17 protein-coding genes and 1 other RNA gene are annotated in these 24,210 nt (G+C 51.2%); 2 read left to right on the forward strand and 16 right to left on the reverse strand.

The window, feature by feature from the left end; translation table 11 throughout:
- Positions 1-7 precede the first annotated feature (7 nt).
- The 5 genes from H7U12_RS05965 to H7U12_RS05985 form a co-directional block, all read right to left on the reverse strand.
- Positions 8-2,995 carry a SusC/RagA family TonB-linked outer membrane protein gene (locus tag H7U12_RS05965; RefSeq protein WP_186634466.1) on the reverse strand — a complete coding sequence of 996 codons (2,988 nt, stop codon included), beginning with the start codon at positions 2,993-2,995 and terminating at the stop codon, positions 8-10.
- 604 nt (positions 2,996-3,599) lie between these two features.
- Positions 3,600-3,972: a transfer-messenger RNA gene (ssrA, locus tag H7U12_RS05970) on the reverse strand.
- A 129-nt stretch (positions 3,973-4,101) separates the two neighbouring features.
- Complete coding sequence (locus H7U12_RS05975) at positions 4,102-4,806, reverse strand: YjjG family noncanonical pyrimidine nucleotidase (RefSeq protein WP_186634469.1); 705 nt, start codon at positions 4,804-4,806, stop codon at positions 4,102-4,104.
- 58 nt (positions 4,807-4,864) lie between these two features.
- Complete coding sequence (locus H7U12_RS05980) at positions 4,865-6,019, reverse strand: acyltransferase family protein (RefSeq protein ID WP_206683884.1); 1,155 nt, start codon at positions 6,017-6,019, stop codon at positions 4,865-4,867.
- Positions 5,970-6,356, reverse strand: a complete 387-nt coding sequence (locus tag H7U12_RS05985; protein WP_186634473.1) for an ArsR/SmtB family transcription factor — start codon at positions 6,354-6,356, stop codon at positions 5,970-5,972. Before H7U12_RS05985 ends, H7U12_RS05980 begins: the two co-directional genes overlap by 50 nt.
- An 82-nt stretch (positions 6,357-6,438) precedes the next feature.
- On the opposite strand from H7U12_RS05985, the gene H7U12_RS05990 reads away from it, so the two are divergent.
- Positions 6,439-7,128, forward strand: coding sequence for a carboxypeptidase-like regulatory domain-containing protein (locus H7U12_RS05990; protein ID WP_186634476.1), 690 nt, complete (start codon positions 6,439-6,441; stop codon positions 7,126-7,128).
- A gap of 417 nt (positions 7,129-7,545) precedes the next feature.
- Here H7U12_RS05990 and H7U12_RS05995 read toward each other — a convergent pair whose 3' ends face one another.
- From H7U12_RS05995 to H7U12_RS06045, 11 genes are all read right to left on the reverse strand, one after another.
- Positions 7,546-9,876, reverse strand: coding sequence for a M1 family metallopeptidase (locus H7U12_RS05995; RefSeq protein WP_186634479.1), 2,331 nt, complete (start codon positions 9,874-9,876; stop codon positions 7,546-7,548).
- 82 nt (positions 9,877-9,958) lie between these two features.
- Complete coding sequence (locus H7U12_RS06000) at positions 9,959-10,579, reverse strand: J domain-containing protein (protein WP_186634482.1); 621 nt, start codon at positions 10,577-10,579, stop codon at positions 9,959-9,961.
- A 52-nt stretch (positions 10,580-10,631) separates the two neighbouring features.
- Positions 10,632-11,234 (reverse strand): HupE/UreJ family protein, encoded by a 603-nt coding sequence (locus H7U12_RS06005; RefSeq protein ID WP_186634485.1) that lies wholly within the window; start codon positions 11,232-11,234, stop codon positions 10,632-10,634.
- 730 nt (positions 11,235-11,964) lie between these two features.
- On the reverse strand, positions 11,965-14,583 hold the full coding sequence (gene clpB, locus H7U12_RS06010; protein WP_186634488.1) for an ATP-dependent chaperone ClpB: 2,619 nt from the start codon (positions 14,581-14,583) through the stop codon (positions 11,965-11,967).
- Positions 14,584-14,826: 243 nt separating this feature from the next.
- Positions 14,827-15,390, reverse strand: coding sequence for a hypothetical protein (locus tag H7U12_RS06015; protein WP_186634491.1), 564 nt, complete (start codon positions 15,388-15,390; stop codon positions 14,827-14,829).
- A gap of 72 nt (positions 15,391-15,462) precedes the next feature.
- On the reverse strand, positions 15,463-16,020 hold the full coding sequence (locus tag H7U12_RS06020; protein ID WP_186634494.1) for a hypothetical protein: 558 nt from the start codon (positions 16,018-16,020) through the stop codon (positions 15,463-15,465).
- A 266-nt stretch (positions 16,021-16,286) separates the two neighbouring features.
- Entirely contained in the window at positions 16,287-17,081 is a 795-nt protein-coding gene (locus H7U12_RS06025; RefSeq protein ID WP_186634497.1) for a prohibitin family protein, read from the reverse strand.
- Positions 17,078-17,269, reverse strand: a complete 192-nt coding sequence (locus H7U12_RS06030; RefSeq protein ID WP_186634500.1) for a hypothetical protein — start codon at positions 17,267-17,269, stop codon at positions 17,078-17,080. Before H7U12_RS06030 ends, H7U12_RS06025 begins: the two co-directional genes overlap by 4 nt.
- A gap of 164 nt (positions 17,270-17,433) precedes the next feature.
- Entirely contained in the window at positions 17,434-18,111 is a 678-nt protein-coding gene (nfi, locus tag H7U12_RS06035) for a deoxyribonuclease V (RefSeq protein WP_186634503.1), read from the reverse strand.
- 139 nt (positions 18,112-18,250) lie between these two features.
- A complete protein-coding gene (locus H7U12_RS06040) occupies positions 18,251-18,967 on the reverse strand; it encodes a hypothetical protein (RefSeq protein WP_186634508.1) in 717 nt (238 codons plus the stop codon).
- Positions 18,968-19,186: 219 nt separating this feature from the next.
- A complete protein-coding gene (locus H7U12_RS06045) occupies positions 19,187-20,983 on the reverse strand; it encodes a T9SS type A sorting domain-containing protein (protein WP_206683885.1) in 1,797 nt (598 codons plus the stop codon).
- Positions 20,984-21,799: 816 nt separating this feature from the next.
- On the opposite strand from H7U12_RS06045, the gene H7U12_RS06050 reads away from it, so the two are divergent.
- Positions 21,800-24,025, forward strand: a complete 2,226-nt coding sequence (locus H7U12_RS06050; protein WP_186634512.1) for an NADP-dependent isocitrate dehydrogenase — start codon at positions 21,800-21,802, stop codon at positions 24,023-24,025.
- Positions 24,026-24,210: the final 185 nt, after the last annotated feature.

Genomic DNA, 24,210 nt, shown 5'->3' on the forward strand with positions numbered 1-24,210 from the left:
AAAAGATTTAAAGACTGATGTTAACTCCAACGGTAAATGTTCTGGTGGTAGGATATTTATCCCGGTTATCGATTCCTGGGGATAGTCCTAACCAGCTTACTTCAGGGTCAATGCCTTTGTAATTAGTTATAACAAAGGTGTTTAGGGAAGATACATATATGCGAGCGCTCTGCAGGTATTTTGCATTAAGGTTTTTGAAGGTGTACCCCAGGGTGATATTGTCTACTTTCCAGAAGTCACCGTCTTCAACGTAGTAACTGTTAAACTCAAGCGGCATATCGTTGCTTAGTACAGCCTTGCCAAAAACTGGCTCATAGGCAGACTTCAAACGATTGTAGGCTTGGATGGAAGGGTTTTCATAATACATCCGTTGGAAGTTCAGGATCTGGAACCCAAAAGATCCCCGCATGGTGATTCCCAGGTCGAAGTTCTTATACCGGAAGTTGTTGTTCCATCCTGCATGGTACTTTGGAATGCCGTTGCCAAGCACCTTCTTGTCTTCGAATGAATGGGAGAAATCATCATATGGTACGGCATTCCCATCTTTATCTTCATAGATCCATTCACCGCTTTCTGATACGTCTATCACCTTAAATCCATAGAAATCCCCAATGTTATCGCCTGCATTTATAAGGTGGGTAAATGTCTGGATAGGTTCTCCTGTACCGCCTGCAGTAATGTAATTCGAGCTTGTTTTATATAGCTCATTCTGAAAGTTGACTAATTTGTTCTCGTTAGTAGAGAACAGAAGTGTCGTGGTCCAGTTGAAATCGGCTTTCTGGACAGGTACCAGATTAACAAGCGCTTCAAAGCCTTTGTTATCCATTTTCCCCACATTGGCTCGGGTAAAACCTACCAGGTTTGGCGGCGATGGAACCGGGAAATCATACAACAACCCACTTATGCGACGATAATAATAATCAAAGGTACCGCTGATACGGCCGCCAAGCATAGAGTAATCTAAACCAAAGTTAGACTCATGCTTTTCTTCCCACCGCAAATAGGGGTTTGGATTTCTTGCCGGGCCAAGGGTTTGTATCCATTGACCATTAGAATAATAGGAATCTCCGTAGCTTAATGTCGCCTGGCCAAGGAAAAGGTCTCTGGGGTTAGAACCTGTCACGCCGTACCCTGCTCTTAACTTCAACTCATCAAAAAGATTCTGGCTCTCCATGAAAGGCTCATTGGTGATTCTCCAACCCGCAGAAATAGCAGGGAAAGTGCCCCATGGTTTATTGGTCCCGGCAAGTGTACTTGCGGCTTCATGACGAAGATTCGCTAATAAAAGGTATTTGTCTTTGAAAGAGTAACTCACCCGACCAATGAAGCTTATCAGGTTTGTCTTGAAACGACCGCTGTAGATAGGGGTAATCCCCAGTGCTCTTGCAGTACCTAACCCGATAGAGCTGTATCCGAACATGTCTGTAGGGAAGTTCCAGTTCTGCATCCATTGATTACGAGTATCCATTTCCTGATAAGTATACCCGCCTAATATGCTTACTCTGTGAGAACCAAGGGTTGTTGCGTATTCTGAGGTTAGTTCTAGTAACCTATCAATGTTTTGGCTACTACCTACTGAGGCAAAGCCGTTGCGCCCATCCCGTACCGTGGAGATATGGTTTTTAGTTTCGGCATATCCTCTTTCTTCATTGAACCGGGTATAGGAACCAAGTGCTTTCAAGGTAAGCGATTGGATAGGGTTGTAGGTCAAAACAGCACTCAAACGGTTGTTCTGAGAGGTATTTTCACCATCACTTTCAAAAAGCCGGCCCAGCGGGTTTTCATAGTTGAAATTACCCGGTTGCTCATAGTACTGACCTTCTGCGTTTCTGATTGGAGTAGTAGGGTTGAAAATCAACGACTGTCTGTAGGTATATCCGTTGAAGCTGAAGCCGTCGCCAGTAGTCGTAAACTTGTTATGGGTATTAAGGAACCCCAGGTTAAGATGTAACTTGTCATCCAACATATTGTGATTGATGTCTACACGGCCAGTAAAAGTCTTATTGTCTGATTTCTTGAAAACCCCGTTCAATGCCCGATAATTGGCATTGGCAAGATAATTTGTCTTTCTATTGCCACCCCGAAAGGTGAGATTATGGACGTTGCTGATAGGGGTTTGCGTTATCTCATCCAACCAGTTGGTATTTCCGCCAAGGTCCATATTAGACGGTCTTGTGCCTGCCGCGATTTGGGCGCGGTAATCATCGGCCGTCAACATATCTAGCTTTTTGGCAATTGTTTGCGTACTAACAGAACCACTGTACTCTATAGAGCTGTCAAAATCGCCACTTGCCCTTTTTGTGGTAATGATTATAACCCCGTTGGTGCCTCTTGTTCCGTAAATAGCAGCGGCAGATCCGTCTTTGAGCACGTCTACCGAAGCGATATCCTCCGGGGCCACTGTTTTTAAATTACCCGGGATACCATCTATCAAAACCAATGGGTCTGAATTAGCCCCGAATAGGGTAGTGTTCCCCCGAAGTAATATGGCTGTTCCGCTGGCAGGGTCACCGTTTGATGATACTACGGTCAATCCTGCCACTTTCCCCTGCAGAAGTTGGCCTGCATCTACCACAGGAGCTTTTACGAAATCATCGGACTTCACGGTAGCTACAGAACTGGTTACATCGGCTCTTCGTTGTGTTCCGTACCCGATTACAACAACTTCATCTAAGGCTTTGGTGTCAGTTTTTAAGGTAACATTAAGGGTTGTTTGATTTGTGACAGGTACTTCCTGGGTTTGGTAACTTATGTATGAAAACACTAGAATTCCCCCGCTTGCCGGGACAGAGATGGAATAATCTCCATTAGCATCTGTTGATGTCCCGGTAGTAGTACCTTTTAAAACAACGGCAACCCCGGGCAATCCTACTCCCGTTTCATCGGTCACTTTACCCTTTATTCCAAGTTGCTGGGCTAATACGCCAGAAACTTGTAAAACAAGGAGAGGTATCAACAGTAAGATCCTCAAGTGTGTTTGTAGTTTTTTGTTCATAGAAATGAAATTTAATGGGACGTTGTTAAGCTAAAATTGCGTACTATTCTTTATAAGTGTGTTTTTAACATTTAAATTTTTTTTATAAATGTATTATTATTTATGTTTTTACCAAAAAACATGTGAATTTATTTTAGAAAATAATTGAATCTGTATTATAGGATGGTTTTTAGTTGTGTTTGGGCTTAGGGGAGATGTGCAATATTAGAAAGGTGGATTGGGCTAATTGGTGCCGTACTTTCTTTTTAAGATGGATGAGCAGAACCTTGAAGCTGTTTCTATGTGTTGAAGTTTTAAGTCACAACACTCCTCCTGAAGAGCTTCAAATCTAAACAAACATACTCGGCACTATAGGGGCTATTACTGAGTTATAGGGCAACATTGGCCTCTATCTTCAGTCGTGATTTAACTGAGGTCGCGTAGGGTGGGCTTTATTCAACTTCCTTAATGCTAATTGCTGAATCCCTGCGGTTTTCTTGATTGTAACCAGCTGGGTATAAATCATCTCAACTAAGAACTAAGGCAAGCCATTGGATAAATGTGTCCGATATATGTCCGGGGTAAAACAAAAACGCCCTGTCACTTTTGGAAACAGGGCGTTTTATTGTGGAGATGCAGGGATTCGAACCCTGGTCCAGACAAGGAAACTTGAGCGCTTTCTACATGTTTAGTCTTGGTTGGGTTTTCGTGCGCCTTCAGGCCCAAGCCTGGCCTATGAAGTCACCTTAGATGCTTTAGTTTCATGCAGACCCCGCACCTTGGCCTACACTAGATCGGCATTACGATGCCCTGTGACCAACCCCCACCGAACCGAGGAGCTGCAGGACAATGGCAAAATGCTTAGTACCTAGACTAGGCAGCCATGGCGTAGTTAGACTCGCCAGATAATCGTCGGTCAATTCTGATTTACGGGAAAACTGCCAACTCCCGACATGCTTACACCCAGCTTGCTCAAGCTGTCAATTCCGGTCATCCCCAATTGTGAAAGAACTTGATCGGTTGTTTTACGGCCGATGCCTGCAAAAGTAACCAAATACTAGACAAAAACTACCTTTCTGGGGTTCCCATTTAGCGCCTGTTTTCAGAAAAGTAGCCCTAAAACAGGTTTACAGAAACGTTTTCAGCTCACTCAGGCAGTGTACCTCATACGTAGGGCGCAGCCGGGGGCGTTTTTTCTCGGGGTTGAAGAACACCTGATCGATGCCCGCGTTCATGGCTCCCAGAATATCGGCTTCCAGGCTGTCGCCAATCATGAGGCTTTCCTGGGCGGTGACGCCGGCCCGCTGCAAGGCATGCTGAAAAATGCGCTTGTCTGGTTTGGTGCAGTTGATGCACTCAGAGGTGATGACCTCTGAGAAGTACGTGTCCAGGTTCGCCGATTTCATCTTGATGTATTGCACGTCTTTAAACCCGTTGGTGATGATGTGCAACACGTACTTCTCCTGAAGGTAACCCAAGACCTCGTGGGTGAAGGGGAACACCGCTGTCTTAGTAGGGCAGAGGTCGGTGAATGCTTTGCTGATGCCAGCGGGCACATCGGCGGCGGCCACGCCCAAACCGGTCAGGCACTTGACAAACCGATTCTCGCGGAGTTGTTGCTGCGTGATTTTCCCTTTGTGGTACAAGTCCCACAGGCGTTGGTTCACAAAGCTGTATTTTCTGTAGAACGAGTCACGGGAGAAATCGCCCAGTTGCGCCAGGTTAAAATGATCGTATAGATGATGGAGCGTCTCTTCTGAGTTCTTCTCAAAATCCCACAGCGTGTGGTCTAAATCAAAGAACAGGTGACGGTATGTTTTTACTTTTTTCATAGAGGAAATTGCCCTCCGGGAAACGGCCGGATAGCAAAGGTGTTACTTTTAAACCATTTCAGGCACTTTTAGTTTCGCTAATGGGGCGGGAAGGCTGCCATTTCAGGACTAGTTTCTGCAAAGGAGCCTCTAAAAGGTGATACCCAGCCACTGACAGTACGGCCAGAAGCAGCAGAACGCCCCCTTTGTTCGGCCAAACGTGGAAATAGAGAATATCGAACCCAAAGGTGTAATGCACCAAATAGAAGAGGTAAGAACCTTTGCCCAGCTCTTGCCCCACCCTGGAGCCTAGCGCCTGGGAGAACCAGGTCTTTTCACGGGTGAGCCCAAGCAGCAGACCGCCTATGAAGAAAGGAAGCACTACGTTGTTGAGGCCATGAAAAAGGACAGGCGAACTAGGGGCAAGGCGGTTCAGATAGGCCATGCCCAGCATGCAAGCCACTATGCCCAGCGCTCCGCCATAGGTTAAGAGACCGGGGCGAAGTTTCATGGGAGCCGAAGTAGGCGGCAGGAGGAAGTGCCGGGCCAGCCATATTCCCAGATAGAATTCAAAGCAGCGGCCAAAGAAGGTGGATCTGATCAGGAAGTTCCAGTCAGGCACGAACTCGTAGGGAAGCGGAAGTTGCCCGATTGCCAGCAGCAGGACTCCCAGGAGCAGGGTAACAGCCGTGCTTTTCAGTAAGCCAAGCCGTTTTCCATAGAGCAAGACCAGCGGAGCTGAGGCATAAAAGAACACCTCCACGGTCATTGACCAGCCCACGCCCACACCGGTAAACGAAAACTGCGGAAAGAGTCCCTGTAGCATCAAAAGATTAAGAATCCAGGAATCGGGACGGAAATCATGGCGGAAAAACAACGCGGCCAGCGTGCAGAGAAAGTAGACCGGATAAAGGCGGGCAAATCTTTGCCAGGCGTAGGAAACCCAGTTGGAGCCTCCCTTTTGCTGGAAGGAGTGGCTGTACCGTACAGAGATCAGGAAGCCGCTTAAAACAAAGAAGACCGAAACGCCAATGTGGGCCTCCTGAAAGAGAAGGCGGAAGAAGTCTGACGCAAACGGTACCGTGGGCTTGGCATGGTGGGCATAGACCAGAAAGGCGGCTGCGGCGCGTAATCCGGTGAGGGCAGGAAAGTAGTGCGCCGAGGGTGCTGCGGGCTTCATGCTGCTACAGGCCGGTGAAATGCCGTTGCTGCAGCCGGTTAATGGCCAGTTCACGGTTAGAGAAGAGCGTTTGGTACACTTCCTGGTCTTTGAGCAGGAGCGGGTCTTTCTCCAGGTAGCCAAACATCTGCTGCAGGAAGTCCAGCATCTCGTCTTTGATATAATAAAAAGCCCATTGGTCCTGTTTCCGGAAAGAGACTAAACCGGTATTTTTTAGGTAGATCAGATGGCGCGAGGTTTTGGTTTGGGTAAAGTCCAGCACCAGTTCCAGATCAGCGATGCACAGCTCTTTGTTGCGGAGCAAGAGGTGGAGAACGCGTATTCTGGAGACATCACTCATGGCTTTGAATACTTGTTCCCCAAAAGTAACGTTAAAATGTTTGAGCCTCATGGAGTATCTCTTCGTAAAATTTATTTAAAGCTCTTCGGCACAAAGTACTATAAAAAGCCTATACTTGTAAACGAACTGATCCATGGCAACTCAATATTTCAATACGTCACCTCTTTCTCCCCACTTCAGGGCTTTTATCGGGCGATTTCTGGTGCTAATGCTTCTTCTGGCCGGACTTAGCCTCACGTCTGCCCACGGCCAGGGAGCCAAGAAGGTAGTCCAACTCACCGGGGTGGTGACCGCCGGCGACAGCCTGTTGGGCATACCCGGAGCCAGCGTCTACATCCCCAAGGCCGGGCGCGGGACTAATACAAACGAGTACGGCTTTTTCTCCTTGCCGGTATTGGCCGGAGACAGCGTGGTGTTCAGTTCCATTGGGTACGCAAAGCAATCAATGGTGGTGCCGGAGAGTTTCTCCCGAGACAGTTATTCCATTATCATCGAGATGCTGGAAGACCCCACGGCCCTGCCCGAAGTTAGGGTGTTCCCGTATGCCACCTTCCGGGATTTCACTCAGGCCGTGCTCGCCATGAAGTCACCTACCGAGGATATTGACCGGGAGAGCGCCATGAGCCAGCAGATCCTGGACCAGATGTTCCGCAATACGCCCATGGATGCCAACTCCAACCACCGCAATTATATGGACCTGCAAAACCAGCAGCAGCTGCGGCGGGGCGGGTACAACCCGGGACTGGCCAATCCGCTGTTAGATCCTATCAAGTGGTACAAGGTAATCAAAGCCATTAAAAACGGAGACTTAAAGAAAGAGTAACTCATAAGAACTTACGCCAAAAGAGAAGGGGCTGCTTTACATGTAAAGCAGCCCCTTCTCTTTTGGTCTTATGCGATGGAGGCAGGAGTTCACAGTCTCTGTCCAAGAATTCTACATGTGGCAAACTGTACTGCTTCTGCCGTTTTAAGGCCGTTTTCTGGAAAAGGACACCAAAACAAGGCACTCTTTCCCAATGCGATTTCGCCTGAGTTTGTTTCAGTTAGCGCCCGGCAATTCTTCTGCATCGGTAATGCCGCTTTTGTGCATGAAGCGCGGAAAACAGACGAGCGATGCTGCTAATGGGTAGCAAGGAACTGACTCCCCTAAAAACCAAAGCCTCTCCCTTGATGAAAGGAGAGGCTTTGGTAAAACTTGTTTTGAGCCTGCTTTCTGAAAAGCAGGCCCGAAACCTGAACGTTAGTTTCCGCTGGGGCGGGCAGTACCTTGGCGCTGCGTCTGTTGCTGCAACGGGTTAGGCGTGATGCCCCGAGGTTGCTCTTTGAACAGTTCAAAGCGGCTGGGCTGCTGACGCTGCGGATACGCGTTGTTGTTCATGTCAATGTCGGCGGTTTCCTGGAAAGGGTCCAGCATGAAGCTGGCTACCGGTTTCTCGGTCACAAACACCTTCGTGATCTCATTCTCGTCATAACGCCAGATCTCAGCGGGGATGCGCACAATCTCAGAAGTGCCATCCTGATAGGTCATCTGCATCACTACCGGCATCACCAGGCCACCGTTGTTTTTAATGCCCACTTCGTAAAAGTTCAGGCCTTTCTCCAGCAGCGCGCGTTCCTCGGGAGACAGGGCTTGCAGGTATTTCTGGTACTGCGCCTTACTTTCCTCGGTCACCGCCAGCGGGTCATAGGTGTTGTAGAAGTCCTTCAACTCCGGTTTGGTGTCCAGCAGGGTTTTAGGGATGTCCTGCAAGTTACGCTGCTGTGACAGGCTCTTAGGCGCGGCGTTGATCTCGGTTCTGCGCTTGGCGTTCTCTACCTCGGGGTTGCGAGTGTCTACGCTGTACCATTTCACGCCGGTTAGTTCCTGGTCTACGTGATCGGTGGTGTAGAACCAACCGCGCCAGAACCAGTCCAGGTCCGTGCCTGAGGCGTCTTCCATCGTCCGGAAAAAATCGGCGGGCATGGGGTGTTTGAAGGCCCAGCGGCGGCAGTACTCTTTGAACGCGTAGTCAAACAACTTACGGCCCATCACGGTCTCGCGCAGGATGTTCAAGGCCGTGGCCGGTTTGCCATAGGCGTTGTTCCCCAACTGCGTGATGGACTCAGAGTTGGTCATGATGGGCTGCTGCAGGCTTTTGTCCATCTTCATGTAAGTGGTCATGTTGCGGGGCTCGCCGCGGCTAGACGGGTAATCGCGCTGCCATTCCTGCTCCGTCAGATACTGCACAAAGGTGTTCAGGCCTTCGTCCATCCAGGTCCACTGGCGCTCATCGGAGTTGATGATCATCGGGAAGAAGTTGTGGCCCACTTCGTGGATGATCACGGAGATCATACCGTATTTGGTGCGCTCGGTGTAAGAACCGTCTTTCTCGGGGCGGCCACCGTTGAAGGAGATCATCGGGTACTCCATGCCGCCTACCGCGCCGTGCACCGAGATAGCTACCGGATACGGATAGTCAATGGTGAACTTGGAGTACGTCTTGATGGTGTGCGCCACTACCTCAGTGGAGTACTGGCCCCACAGCGGGTTCCCTTCTTTAGGGTAGAAGCTCATGGCCAGCGTGTTTTTGCCGGCGTAGTTCACGTTCATGGCATCCCAGATGAACTTGCGGCTAGAGGCCCATGCGAAATCGCGCACGTCTTTGGCCACAAACGTCCAGGTCTTTTTGCCTTTGGCTTTGTTTTTCTCGGCCCGCAGAGCTTCCTCCGGCGTCACGATGAGCACGGGTTTGTTGGCTTTCTGGGCTTGCGCCAGACGGCTGCGCTGAGCGCTGGTGAGCACATCGGTGTTCTGCAGCTCGCCGGTAGAGGCCACCACGTGGTCAGCGGGAACGGTGAGGCTCACTTTGTAGTCCCCGAACGGCAGGGCGAACTCGCCGGTGCCCAGGAACTGCTTGTGCTGCCAACCGTTCACGTCGTCATACACGGCCATGCGCGGAAACCACTGCGCCATCTGGTACTCGTAGTTTCCGTCCTCGGGAAAATACTCGTAACCGCCGCGGCCGCCCTGCTTTTTCTGGTCATTGATGAGGTTAGACCACTCAATGCTGAACTTCACGCTCTGCTTGGGCTTTAGGGGCTGCGGCAGGTCAATGCGCATCATGGTGAAGTTGATGGTGTGCGGCAAAGCACGGCCGTTGGCATCTTTCACCGATTTGATTTTGTAGCCCCCGTCAAACGTCTGCTTCGCCAGGGCCTCGGCTACCCCGAAGGTAGGTTTGTCTGGCACCCGGCTGGTTTGGGTGAGGCTTGTCATGGAGTTCTTCTCGAAGATGTTCTGGTCCAGCTGCACCCACAGGTAGGTCAGGACATCGGGCGAGAGGTTGGTGTAGGTAATGGTCTCCGAGCCGGTAAGCGACTGGTTGTCGTCGTTCAGCTCAGCTTTTATGTTGTAGTCGGCGCGCTGTTGCCAGTACTCATGCCCGGGAGCCCCCGAGGCGCTGCGGTACGTGTTGGGGGTGGGGAGTTCCTGCGCCAGTTGCCTGAACTTGGACTTGTCAATGTTTTCCTGCGCCAGAGCCGGTGCTGCCAAACCCAGAAGCAGCCCGGAGGCGAGTAAGAATTGTTTCATTTAGTAAGTAAGGTTGTGTTTGTAGGAGTGTGCGATAAAGCAAATTGGCGAATTCTGCGCAAAGAAAAAAACGGCCGGTGGCTTATTTGGATGGGGCGGGCAGATCCTCCCCGAAATGCTTCCGGATGTCCTCCCGGAAGGTCTTCATGATCCGCTGGATGGCAAACCCGATGGGTACCGTGATCACGCCCAGGAACAGATGCTTGAACTGCCCGGAATAAAAGAAAAGCAGCGGGACCGAGATAAAGGAAACACCCACCAGAAAGCCCAGTAACAGCACCAGGTAACTGCTGCCCCGGGCAAGGGGGTACCACCATTTTTGCTTCATGGCCAACGTGCGCGCAATGTAGGCAGCATGGTCTTTTTCTTTCTGCCGCCGGGCGCGCTCCCGGGCCACGGTTGCCCAGGCCACGTACTCTTTGGGATCAGCGGGCGGATCATACACGTACTGGTACTTTTCCCAGTCAGTCTGCGGTTTAGGGGGTGGAGAAGGAGGTGAAACCGAGGAAGGAGCGGGGCCATTCTCCTGGAACCGCTGCAGGTACTCATACGCCGACTGGATGCGCAGAAACATGGCCGGGGCCTCGGGGTCATGGTTCCGGTCTGGGTGGTATTGGAGCACCAGCTGCCGGTAGGCGTGCCTGATCTGCGGCATGCCAGCGCCAAAAGGAACTCCCAACACGCGGTAAGACTCGGTCAGCATGGGTACGGCTAGTAGATGATGGGTGACCGAGCGGCCGTTTTAGGGCTCTTCTTCAGAAAATGGCTGAAAAATCCTGGTTCAGGATGAGCATGAGGGCGATAGCACCGGCAGCGCTGCTGATGCCCAGAGCCCAGTCGCGCTTCTTGATCGGCAAGGCTCTGGTCAAAAGAAAGTTAAGCAAAAGTACGAGTAAAACAATCAACAATTGCCCCAGTTCAATGCCCACGTTAAAGGCCAGCAGTTCTACGACAATGTTTTGCCCCGGACCCAGCAAAGATTTGAGGTAGTTGGAGAATCCCATGCCGTGCACCAGCCCGAAGAAGGCCGCGAACAGGTTGTTCCAAGACCAGATGGCCCCGCCCCGGCGTTTCACGGTTTCCAGTTGGGTGAAATTGTACAAACACGTGAGCAGAATGGTGACAGGGATCAGCAATTCAATGAGTGCTGTATTGAACTTTAACAGGTTCAGGGTAGAGAGAGCCAGCGTGATGGAGTGTCCCACGGTGAAACTGGTCACCAACGCCAGAATACGGCGCCACTCACTACCCGAGTACACGGCGCACATCGCCAGCACAAACACCATATGATCATACGCCTGCAGGTTGAAGATGTGGTGAAAGCCTAATTGAAGGTAGGTGAAAAAGACAGAAGACACGTGGTTTTGCTGGTTTAAATGGGTGTAAGACAGGCAAAATTAGAAAAACGAATGAGTTTCACAAGGGGAAGCCGCTTCTGGCCCCAAGAGCAGCGACGAAGGTAAGACGATTCCCACTTTTAGGCCGATTTACAGAAACCAGGCCCAAAACGGCAGCACGCCTTGGGAAGAGAGTAACAGGACAATCTGGATGTATTGCCCAATTGCTCATGCTTTGCTGCTGCCGCAGTAAGAACGGTTCCCTTTGCTTCGGCTGATGCCTGCTCCAGGAAAATGCCTTCCAGATACCACGCTTCCCGGTGGGATATTCTCTTTTCAGGCCATTTTCTAAAAACATGCCCGAAACAGCTGTAGCGGGAAAAAAAGGCCCTCGCTGGCGCGAGCGTCCCGCTCGTGTCCGCACGCATTCCAGAAAGAATTACATTCTCTCTATTTTGATCGTGTAATCAAACGGAAAAGTCGTTTCTTCAAAGCCATTCTAGTTCGCCCACCAGATCTTTACAAGATGACAAAGCGGGTTTGGAAATATGGGAATAGTTAAAATGCCGAATCTCAGAAAAGCGAAGCACTTTATTGAATGCGTGCGGATACGAGCGGGATGCTCGTGCCAGCGGATATTCTCGTTTTTGGGCCGTTTTCTGGAAAACATGCCCGAAACAACTAGTGGATAGTAAATAAAAAAGGGCGCCGGAGATTTCTCCGGCACCCTCACTCAACTTAAAACAACGGTTTATCTTTCCACTGGCAGATCAATGTCAATGTTCACGAACTTGATCTGATCTCCGTCCAGCACCGCTTCCACCACGGCATCTTTCCGGATGTCACCACCCAGGATGGCTTTGGACAGCTCGTTCAGAATACGGCGTTGCAGCACACGCTTCAACGGACGAGCCCCGAACTGCGGATCGTAGCCTTCGTGGCCCAGGAAGTCCAGCACTTCGTTCGTGGCTTCCAGACGGATGCCGGTGTCTTCCAGGCGTTCCTGGATGTGACGGAACTGGATATCCACAATCTTTCGGATCTCACGGGAGCTCAACGGACGGAACATGATCAGCTCATCAATCCGGTTCAGGAACTCAGGCCGAAGGGTTTTCTTCAGCACTTCAAACACTTCGTCACGCGTCCGGTCAATGGTTGGCTCTGGGTTCAGTTCATCCAGATGCTGGAAGTTCTCCTGAATGATGTGCGCGCCAATGTTAGACGTCATGATGATGATGGTGTTCTTGAAGTTCGCCACGCGGCCTTTGTTGTCCGTCAGACGGCCATCATCCAGCACTTGCAGCAAGATGTTGAACACGTCTGGGTGCGCTTTCTCAATCTCGTCCAGCAAGATCACGGAGTACGGCTTCCGGCGCACCGCTTCGGTCAACTGACCGCCTTCATCGTAGCCCACGTATCCTGGAGGTGCTCCCACCAGACGGCTCACGGCGTGGCGCTCCTGGTACTCACTCATGTCGATGCGCACCATGGCGTTCTCGTCGTTGAACAGGAAGTCGGCCAAGGCTTTGGCAAGTTCGGTTTTACCCACCCCGGTGGTGCCTAGGAAGATAAACGAACCGATAGGGCGTTTAGGGTCCTGCAACCCGGCCCGGCTGCGGCGCACGGCATCAGAGATGGCGGCGATGGCTTCTTCCTGACCAGCTACGCGGCGGCCTAGTTCTTCTTCCAGATGCAGCAGTTTCTCGCGGTCGCTTTGCAGCATTTTGTTCACGGGCACGCCGGTCCACTTGGCCACTACCTCCGCGATGTCTTCAGAAGTAACTTCCTCCTGCAACATGTGGTCGCCGTCTTGCTGCTGTTTCACCTGCTCCTGCAGTTCTTTCAGCTTGGCCTCGGCTTCCTGGATTTTTCCGTAGCGCAGCTCGGCTACGCGGCCGTAATCACCGGCACGCTCGGCTTGCTCCGCCTCCAGACGATACTGCTCAATGGCTTCTTTCTGTTTCTGGATGCCTTCAATCACCTGTTTCTCGCTCTGCCACTTGGCGCGCAGGGCGTCACGGGTTTCGCTCAAATCAGCGATTTCTTTAGAAAGCAGGTTCTCTTTCTCTTTGTCGTTCTCACGGCGGATGGCTTCGCGCTCAATCTCTAATTGCATGATTTTGCGCTGCACTTCATCCAGCTCCACGGGCAGAGAGTCAATCTCGATGCGGAGTTTAGAGGCGGCCTCGTCAATCAAGTCGATGGCCTTGTCCGGCAGGAAACGGTCAGAGATGTAACGGCTGGAGAGTTCCACCGAAGCAATGATGGCATCGTCCTTGATGCGCACGCCGTGGTGCAGCTCGTATTTCTCTTTAATACCGCGCAGGATGGAAATCGCATCCGGAATGCTGGGTTCGTCTACGGTCACTGCCTGGAACCGACGTTCCATGGCCTTGTCTTTCTCAAAGTACTTTTGGTACTCTTTCAAAGTGGTAGCACCAATGGCATGTAATTCCCCGCGGGCCAAAGCTGGTTTCAAGAGGTTAGCAGCGTCCATGGCGCTCTCGCCCCCGGCACCGGCTCCAATCAAAGTATGGATCTCGTCAATGAAGAGCACAATTTCGCCTTCAGAGTCCACCACTTCTTTAATGACCGCTTTCAGGCGCTCCTCAAATTCACCTTTGTATTTAGCACCGGCTACCAAAAGACCCATGTCCAGGCTCATGATGGTTTTTGATTTCAGGTTCTCCGGCACGTCACCAGACACAATGCGTTGGGCCAGGCCTTCCACAATGGCGGTTTTACCCACTCCCGGCTCACCCAGCAGAATGGGGTTGTTCTTGGTACGACGGCTCAGAATCTGCAACACGCGGCGGATTTCTTCGTCACGGCCAATTACCGGATCGATTTTGCCTAAGCGAGCCTGTTCGTTCAGGTCAATGGCATAACGTTTAAGGGAATTGTATTTCGCCTCGGCGTTCTGGTCGGTTACTTTAGAATCACCGCGGAGTTCTTTGATGGCCGCTTTCAGGCCTTTCTCCGTGATGCCGCTGTCTTTTAGGAGCGTAGCAGTTTTGTCCCGGCCGCCCAGCAAGCCCAGCAATAAGTGCTCAATGGCCACGTACTCATCCCCGAACTCTTTTAAGTAAGAGTTGGCTTTCTGTAAAGCCGCAGCGGCTTCGTTGGCCAGGTACGGACTGCCGCCGCTCACTTTGGGGTAAGCGTTCACAATCTCGTCCAGGCGGGTGTTGAATTGGTTCACGTTCACGCCTAGCTTCTTCAGGTAGAAACCAGTTACGTTCTCGTCGGTCTGCAGGATTCCCTTCAGCAAGTGCCCCGTCTCGATGGCCTGCTGCTGGTTGCCGCCGGCAATCTCGGTTGCCTTCTGCACGGCCTCCTGGCTTTTGATGGTATAATTGTTAAAGTTCATAGCTCTATATCGTCTTTCCGTAGTTTCTGTGTTTTCTACGATGCTACTAGCAAAGGAGGTGCCTGGGCGTTTTAAAGCTCTTTTTCGGAAAAAGTGGCAGAAATAGGCTCGGTTTAAGTTAACATAATAAGACAGAATGACTGGATGTGCCTGTGAAAACCTTGCTGGTCTTCAAGACTTGTGTGGTTTGAGCTATTCTTCTCCAAGTATGTCTTGAATGCTGCCGAAGTTATGGCTATTCATCTAATGAAAATCCTGATACCATTTCACTCCTCCAAACCATTCTAATACTTCCTCTCTTTTTAGGTTTGTTCGTTTATTCAAAGAAGTAAAACTATGATAAGAAGAATGGGGCCAATCTCGAAAGTCTTCCACAAAGCCGTGCTTCTGCGGATTAAAATGAATGTAGTAAATGAGCCGGGTGAAATAGCCAGGTGATGTTACTTCAATTCTGCCAAACCTTTCCTGAAACAAACTGCCGGTGCGGCCATAAGCACTATTAATGGCTTTAGTGTACGCATTCAATAAGTTGGAAAACTGCTTTGACATGTGAGCAGGCAAGACCTCACAGGTTTTCAAAACCTGTGAGGTCTGGATGGTAGCAACCTCCTTTACCCTGATTAAAAAGTGGAAGTGATTCCGGAGCAAACAATAGGCAAAAGTATCGGCAAAGGGCGTGATATATTTTAAGTAGAGCTGAAGGAAATATTCATAATTCCTTTCCTCCACAAAGACAGTCTCCTTGTTATTTCCCCGCGTGTAAACGTGGTAGAACTTTCCAGCTTCTAAAGGAACCGTTTGCTGCATGGCTCATCCTGTTTCTAATCTATTACCGCCTTACTCCAAAGACCTCGTAGTGCGCGCAGCTCCTGCGAGTGTCTACGCCAGTTGCGCCAATCTCTGCAGCAGGGAAAACAGCAGGCCATAGATCTCGCGCAGTTCTGAGATGTCTAGGATGGCTTCGTCTTTGCTGAAGGTAAGCACCATTTCCGGGCCGATTTCGTCCGCTTCTTCGTGCAGCTTGATCTCGCAGTTCTTGTGTTTGAGGAGAATGGCGTGGATAGCCGGATCAACCAGGAGGTTTTTGAGCGTTTCGGGTTGATTTGTCTTGATGATGAAGGCATCGTCCAGGTCTGGATAGCCCAGCTCAATGTCTTCCATCCCGAAGATTTTTCCCACCTCATCAATGAAGCCTTGTTCGTGCAGGGCAAACTTGAAAGCGGTGGAGTGCTGCACCGGTGCCAGGAAGCTGGTGTTGGAGAAGCCGCTCTCAAAGCCGCCGCCCAAGTCTATGTCAATGTCGAAGTAAATGGGCTGTCCGGCCAGCGTGAGCAGGGCCGAGTATTCCATCAGTTCTTTCTGGCGAGCCATGTCATGGGCCACCTGGTGCCAAAGTTCTTCCTCAGTGTCGGCGGAGAAGGTTTTGATTGTTTCCATAGTGTTTTCGGTCTGAAAGGCCCAACGCAAAAGCCCCGGGCTACGCTAAAGGACGTAAGACCGGGGCTTTGGGTTAAGTGGCTGTTCTATGAGCAACAATCGGGATTAGTGATTTCAGGGCAGTTTTCACAAAACAGGCCTCAAAACGCCTGGGCTCAGAACTCCAAGAACCTCGGGTTTTCAACTTGTTTTCAGAAAAGAAGCCGAAAACCCGAACTCAAGACTCATGACTCATGACTCGGAACTCAGAACTGGCGCGACCGCGCCTATTCCAGGCTTTTGAAGAACACCGGCGAGTTGCCGTACAGCGGGGTAGAGCCGTTCCATTTCTCAATGAACTGCTGCTGGATGAGGAGCGGGGTGAGGGTTTGCTGGCGCAGGCGGTTGGCCTCGGCCTCGGCCTGGGCTTCCACAATTTTCTTGCGGGCCTGCGCCTCGGCCACCTTCAACTCGTTCTCCACCTGCATGGCCTGCTGCACCGCGCGGTTCTTCAGGTTCACGGCCCGCACAATCTCCTCGGGGTAGGTGAGGCCGCTGGTCATCTGCTCCAGCTTGAACCCGTCTTTCTGCAGCGCGCCGTCCAGGGTGTTCTGGACCTCGGTCTCAAACTGCTGGCGTTTGGAGATGATCTCCTCGGTGCTGTACTGGTTCAGCCTGATCCGGAAGGCGTCTTTCACGTAGTTGAGCAGCGTGGTCTGCGTAATCTCCTGGATGTTTTTGCGGTACTTTTTGAAAATCATGGGCGAAGCGCCCGATTTCACATAGAACGAGATAGTGGGGTCTACCGTGAACACCGATCCGTCGCGGGCGTTGACCGTGAACGGGTCATAGTCATACGTCTGGATGAAGGTGGGGAACTCATAGACCTCCTCGGTGAAGGGATTGAACCAGACCCGGCCCGTCACCAGCGAGACATCCTGCACGCCTTTGCCGGTGCCGTACAGTTTCACCAGCACGCCTTCATGGCCGGCATCTACACGGGTGCAGGACTGGGTGAGCGTAATTCCGAACACGATGATCAACAGCATGCTCACAATACCGGTAATAACTCTGCGGTTCATTGGTTTTTGATTTTAGAGAAGAGATATCGGATGAGGAAATAATTAACAGCCGCTAACAGCACGAAGGCTCCCGCCCCCAACGCCACTGACGTGTCTGAGGGCGCGCGCAAGAGCTGGGCGATGGAGGTGAAGAGCAGAATGTCAATGACCACTATGCCCAGAAGTAAAAGTAAATACAAGGTGTTCATGGCGTGCCGCTGCTTGTGTCTTTGGTCTATCTTGCCAGGTGCGTAACCGCCTGTGGTATAGTATATGCAATATGTACAATACTATTCAGTTTTATGCACCTGAAAAGTAAAAACCTCAGCAAACTGGGTTCGCTGAGGTTTTCTGAAAAATGGCCCGTAAACGGCTACCGTACTTCGGCCTTGTAGACCTCGGCGTAATGATCAGCCAGGCGGGTGGGCTCCGGCAGTTTGTGCTTCAGCGACGTTTCCAGCGCGATGCGGGTGGCGGTGTCCAGGTCCATCAGGTGGCCTGGCGATACAAAAACCGGTTTCACCTTGTCCTTGGTCCGGATCACGTTCCCAATGTGCTCGCCCCGGTGGGTGAGCGGCGTAAGACTTCCTTTCGCGGGAGCGGGTTCTTCAAATTTGCCCGTGAGTACTTTCTTGGCCACGCCCATGGTGGGTTTGTTCAAAAGCACGCCCAACTGACTGGCAATGCCCAAACGGCGCGGATGCGCAATGCCGTGGCCGTCTACCATGATCAAATCAGGCGTGTGTTCCAGTTTGGCGTAGGCCTGCACCAGGTTAGGCGCCTCCCGGAACGCCAGAAACCCCGGAATATACGGCAGCTCCACCGGCCCGTAATGCCATACGCTTTCCACCAACTCCAGCTCCGGGTACGTCAACACCACAAACACCGACAGAATGTTCTCCCCGATAAAGGAAGAGTCGCAGCCGGCCAGCAGTTTCAGCTCAAAGTCCGGTTTCTGCAGGAGAACTTGCCGCCGCAGGTTTTCTTGCTGCTCGGTTAGGGTTTTGACCAACTGCGGATCTGGTGGGGGAAGGTGAGAGGGCCAGGCCATAGAGAGTAGTGCTGAGTCTTGAGTTATGAGTCGAATGCGTCTTTCCGTTTTCGGGGTGTTTTCCGGAAAACAGGCCGAAAACGGAGGCGCGTCTTGCTCTTACGGATATATGGGGCCGGAGATGCTTGCCAAGCTTTTCTCAGGCGCTGCACGGCACCGTCAGGTCGATGAACAGCACCCGCCACTGCCCCTTGATCTGCCCGAAATGGAATTTAAAACCGCTGCCGGTGTGCAACACCGTCCTGCTGACCAGGAGTTGGGTCTGGGCGATCTTCTTTTGTTCATCCGGCGGCAAACCGGCGTATTGGTAAGCATCGCTTTTCCTGAAGGCCGTGGCCTCGGCCACAAAACAGCCCTCCCGGCTGAAGTTGTTGTTCTCGCCTCCGCAGGTGAGGGTGGGCAGCACCTGCACTTCCTCCAGCCGGCACTCCTGAAATGTCTCCCGAATGGTGAAAAACATACCCGGTTGGGCACCCATCCGGCGGAAAGTGCTGATGTCCGTGACATGGGTGAAGTGGGGAACGGCGCCGGGTGCTTCTATGAGATACAAGCCGCGCGTAGGATCTATGTACCCGTTGAACTCCCGGGGATTTTCCCTCTGAATGCTTTGGGCCCATTTTCTGAAAAACGAGGCAAAATCAGCCTCTCCTCCGCGCGCCGTTTTCCGGATCACTTCCTCCTGCAAGACGTTGAGCGTATCCTTTGCCAGTACTCGGGTTTGCTGACGCGTTTCCTTACGCGGGGAAACCGTCCTCGGGCTTTCACCCTCAACAGGAGAATCTTGCTGGGTGGAGTTGGAGTGGCACCCCATCAAAAGCAGGAAAGATAGGCTGGCTACAGTTCTTAACTTCTTCATGCGCTGTATACGGGTGTCCGCCGCTGGAGGAGGCCCCGCGCTTTTGCAGGTCATCGCCATCTTCCTCCGCTGCTCCGCTCCTTTTCCGGAGGACTTTCCTCCTGGTTTCAGTTTCAATCCACTGAAGAGAAATCGGCTTAAAACTTCAAAAGGATGTCCGGTGAGGGAGCATCCTTTTGAAGTTTTAAGCAAGGTGATCTGCTGAAGAAGCCGTTCTGGTTATCTCTTGTAGAACTTGCTAACCGATTTCTCTGACTTTACCAAATACAGCCCCGAAGCGAAGTCGCGCACCGAGAGTTGCACCGAGGTTTCGTTTTTAGGCAGCACCACGGTTTTCACCAGGCCTCCCGCCGAGTTCAGGATATGGAAAGTCTGGTCTTCGCTAGAGCTAGTTGACGGTTTAATGGTCAGTTCCTCGGTGGCGGGGTTAGGGTAGGTGGTGAGGGCAAGTGCGGTTGCAGGACCAGGTTTGATGGCCAGGTAGATGGTTTTATGCGTCTCGGATTTGCCGTTGTAGTCAAGCTGCGTCAGGCGGTAATAATTTACTCCTGCCTGGGGCGAAGGGTCCACGAAAGAGTACTTCTGCAAGGCCAGGCTGGTACCTGCGCCTTTGACTTCGCCAATGGCTTTGAAGATTTTTCCGTCCTGGCTGCGCTCCACCACAAAACGGTCGTTGTCTTTCTCTGCGGCAGTGGCCCAGGAAAGTTTCGCGCCTTCGGCGATCTTCTTTACCTCAAAGGAGAGCAAGGTGATGGGGAGCGGATTTGGTCCAGGACCGGTCTGGTCGCCCGGCCCGCTCTGGGTACCGAAATCTACCGGCGGGGTAGGGAGGTCTATGTGCCGCCATGAAAGATCCGATACTGCAAAGCCCTGGTGGCTCGCTTTTGAACCGTAGTTGGCGCCGTTGTAGTAGTAGATTTCAACCCGGTCTACTGCTTCCTGAAACGTGACGGTGACGTCCGCTTCAGAAGAGGAGTTGTCAATGTTGGCGCCCCCGTTGGACTGTGATTTACTTCTGATCAGAACGTTAGAGCCTTCCACCGCAAATTCGTTGTTGGAGGTTGTCTGCACCAGGTTCTTCTGCGGGAAGATGGGGGTTGCCTCGCCGTTTCTGAAAGCCATTATTTTTAAGATATCCAGGAACTGGTTGCCGCTTCGGTCAATGTCATAGAGGGTGAAGGAAAGGCCTTTGACAGATTTGTTTGTGAAATAAAGCTTGCTCACGGTGTAGTGGTTGCTGGTGGTGTTGCCGGCCAGTGATTGCTCTATAGCGAAGGAAACTCCCTGATAATTGTAGGTGGTTTGCTGAGTGTACATAGCGGCCGAGCCCACCTGCTCTTTGTCCCACTGCATCAAGACGCCGTCTTGCTCATAGAAATTGCTGCTTTTGTGCTTCACCACGGTAAACGGGTTCTCGGTCTCTCTTACGGGTCTGGAGTTCCATTGGAAAGTAGACGTGAGAGACGGAATTTTGGGTCCGCCGTAAGGTATTCCGGTGATGGTGATGTCATCTATGGCGTAGACGGTGGAGGAGCCAGTTGACCGGTAGGTCCAGCGGAGTTTTACCCTGCCTTTGTTAAAACAGGCGGGTAATGGAATTTCCTGCTCGGCATTTACCTGGGACCATTCGGTGCCCACATCATACCAATTTTCTACCGGTACGTAGAGGCCGCCGTTGTAGCTGTACTCCAGTTTTATCTTCACCTCGCCAACGCTTTTTCCTCCCCAGCTTACTCTAACGTCTTCATATCCGCCGGTAGAGAATTCGCCTAATTCCAGAATGTATGTGCCCGCGTCTTTCCCGGTTTTGAGATGTTCGGTTTTGGAGGCTTTGGGGTAAGAATCACTATTCATGGGGGTATTGGCGGTTTGCCAGGCACGTTCCCCGCCACTGTAGGTTAGGTTAGTGACGGTACCGGAGAAGTTTTCATGATACAGCGTAGTTCTTTGTCCATACGCCGCCGTCTGTAGCAGTGCTACCATACTCATCAAGAGGAACTGTAAAGAAGATTTCATAAAAGGTAATATTTAATTTATTCTATGTTCTAATTGAGGGAAGTTGATTGTGTTAGATTTATATAGTATCTGTATTGGTTATATCTAATATTTAATTCAATATTTGGTTTAAACTTATAATTAATTTAAATATATAGCAATACAAGGAACGGCGGGAAGAGTGTTTGGAAAAGGTATTGGTTATATATTAGCTTTAAATTATTATAGTTTAATGTGTCTTAGGCATTCAATTAGCATAGCTTTGTTACTAATAATTATATAAAATATTTAAATAATTATTTTTAAATATTTTTTGTTTACTATCAGGGGCAGTAAGAGGAGGTGTTTGCCTTATGTTCGTTTACTTTCCGCAGCGTAGCCCCGGGTTATGCTATTCATGAGGGATTTGCAGGAAAGACAAGCCATAATTAAAAAGAAACCAAGGCCAGAGCAGGCACCTCCTCCTCTTTATCTACGTTCAGCTTAGTTGGGAAGAACTTTTTTGTAAGTGTTTGTCAGCTAATGGGATATGTTTTGGGTGTGAAAGGTGAAGCCGCTGGCCTTGAAAGAAAGGTACATGGCCTTGGGAAATCGCGTGTTATGGTTCTGCGTCCTGGGCCCGGAAATCGTTCCTTTGTTTTTGCCCGGGTACATCCAGATGCCGCAATGCCCGTAGAGAAAAGGAGGCGGCGTGTCCTGTGGTGTCATGGCTAGCCTATATTAAAAAGTCGCTTATATTTGCTAAGAGAACCTGCTGCCATCTGGCGGGATATTGGTCAGTTGTCGTTTAGAAGCATCAAAGGGCTCTGACAGTTTTATTTTAACATAAAGAACAAGATGACAAAAACCGCGAAAATCATTTATACCATCACCGATGAGGCTCCGGCCCTGGCCACCCAGTCGTTCCTCCCCATTGTGAAGGCCTTTACCAAGGCAGCTGATATTGCTGTGGAAACCAGAGACATTTCCCTGGCCGGCCGTATTCTGGCTACCTTCCCAGAGAACTTAACCGCTGAGCAGAAGCAGAGCGATGACTTAGCTGAGCTTGGAGAGTTAGCCAAAACACCGGAAGCCAACATCATCAAGTTGCCAAACATCAGTGCTTCTATTCCGCAGTTAACCTCGGCCATCAAAGAATTGCAGGCGCAGGGGTACAACATCCCGGATTATCCGGCTGACGCGAAAACTGACGCTGAAAAAGAAATCAAAGCCCGTTACGGCAAAGTGTTGGGAAGCGCGGTAAACCCAGTGCTGAGAGAAGGAAACTCTGACCGCCGCGTAGCCGATGCGGTAAAACAATACGCCAAGAAGAACCCCCATTCCATGGGTGCCTGGAGCGCCGACTCCGCCTCGCACGTAGCCCACATGACCGAAGGCGATTTCTACGGCAGTGAGCAGTCTGTGGTGGTAGAGGAAGCCGGTGCGGTGAAAATCGAGTTTGTGGCCGCTGACGGAACCACCACTACCCTCAAAGACAAACTGGCCCTGAAGGCCGGTGAAGTGATTGATGCCTCCGTGATGAGCAAAAAGGCGCTACGGGCGTTCTTTGAGAAAGAGATCGCTGATGCCAAAGCGTCCGGCATTCTGCTTTCCCTGCACCTGAAAGCCACCATGATGAAGGTCTCTGACCCTATCATGTTCGGGCACGCGGTGACCGTGTATTTTAAAGACGTTTTTGAGAAACACGCGGCGCTCTTCAAGCAAATAGGGGTGAACCCAGACAACGGCTTGGGCGATGTGTACAGCAAAATCCAGGCCTTGCCAGAAGACCAGCGCGCAGCTGTAGAAGCTGATCTGAAGGCCGCTTACCAGAACGGACCAGCCCTGGCCATGGTAGACTCAGACAAAGGCATCACCAACCTGCACTTCCCCAATGACGTGATCATTGACGCGTCAATGCCAGCAGCCATCCGCTCTTCCGGTAAAATGTGGGGTGCCGATGGCAAACTGCATGACACTAAATACATGATCCCAGACCGCAACTACGCGGGCATTTACCAGGAGGTCATCGATTTCTGCAAGCAGAACGGCGCTTTTGATCCTAAAACCATGGGCACGGTGCCTAACATCGGGTTGATGGCGCAGAAAGCCGAGGAGTACGGTTCACACGATAAAACTTTCCAGATCACCACCACCGGCACGGTACGCGTAGTAGATGCTTCTGGCAATGCCCTCATGGAGCACAAGGTAGAAGAAGGCGATATCTGGAGAATGTGCCAGACCAAAGACCTGCCTATCCAGGACTGGGTGAAACTGGCCGTGACCAGAGCCCGCATCACCGGAGCCCCAGCCGTTTTCTGGTTAGATCCGCAAAGAGCACATGATGCCAACCTGATCAAAAAAGTAGAGCGTTACCTGCAAGACCATGACACCAACGGTCTGGAGATCAAAATCATGTCTCCGGTGGAAGCCATGCGATTCTCTTGCGAGCGCGCCGTGGCCGGCCAGGACACCATTTCCGTAACCGGAAACGTACTGCGTGATTACCTCACCGACTTGTTCCCGATCATTGAGTTGGGTACCAGCGCCAAGATGCTGTCCATTGTGCCGTTGTTAGACGGTGGCGGACTGTTTGAAACCGGTGCCGGCGGATCTGCGCCTAAGCACGTGCAGCAGTTCATGGAGGAAAACTACCTGCGTTGGGATTCCCTGGGTGAGTTCCTGGCCTTGGCTGTTTCCCTGGAAGATTTGGCTTACAAGACCAAAAATGAGAAGGCCCAAGTACTGGCCGAGGCCTTGAACCAGGCCAACGCCGAGTTCCTAGAGAAAGACAAATCACCATCACGTAAAGTAGGCGGCATTGACAACCGCGGCAGCCACTTCTACCTGGCCCTGTACTGGGCGCAAGCGCTGGCGGAGCAAACGAAGAACGAAGAACTGAAAAACAAGTTCTCCGCGTTGGCCCAAGCCTTGACCGAGAACGAAACCAAGATTGTAGAGGAGCAAATCGCGGCCCAGGGCAAACCTGTGGACCTGGGCGGATACTTCCACCCAGACTTCAACAAAGCCGCTGAAGCCATGCGCCCAAGCGCTACATTGAACACTTTCATAGACCAGTTCTAAAAGCGAAGAAATAGTTTAAAATAAAGGCTGCCCGGGAGAAATCCTGGGCAGCCTTTATTTTAAGCCTGTTTTTCTGAAAACAGCAGAAATCTGGCTTACCCGCTGCAACGGCAAAGATGGGAACAAAATGCTTGCGTCTGTATCGTTGAGAAAGGCGGTACCCGGAGGGCTTAAAAAAGAAGAAG

Source organism: Rufibacter sediminis (genome assembly GCF_014269285.1).
In the GTDB taxonomy this organism is placed as follows: domain Bacteria; phylum Bacteroidota; class Bacteroidia; order Cytophagales; family Hymenobacteraceae; genus Nibribacter; species Nibribacter sediminis.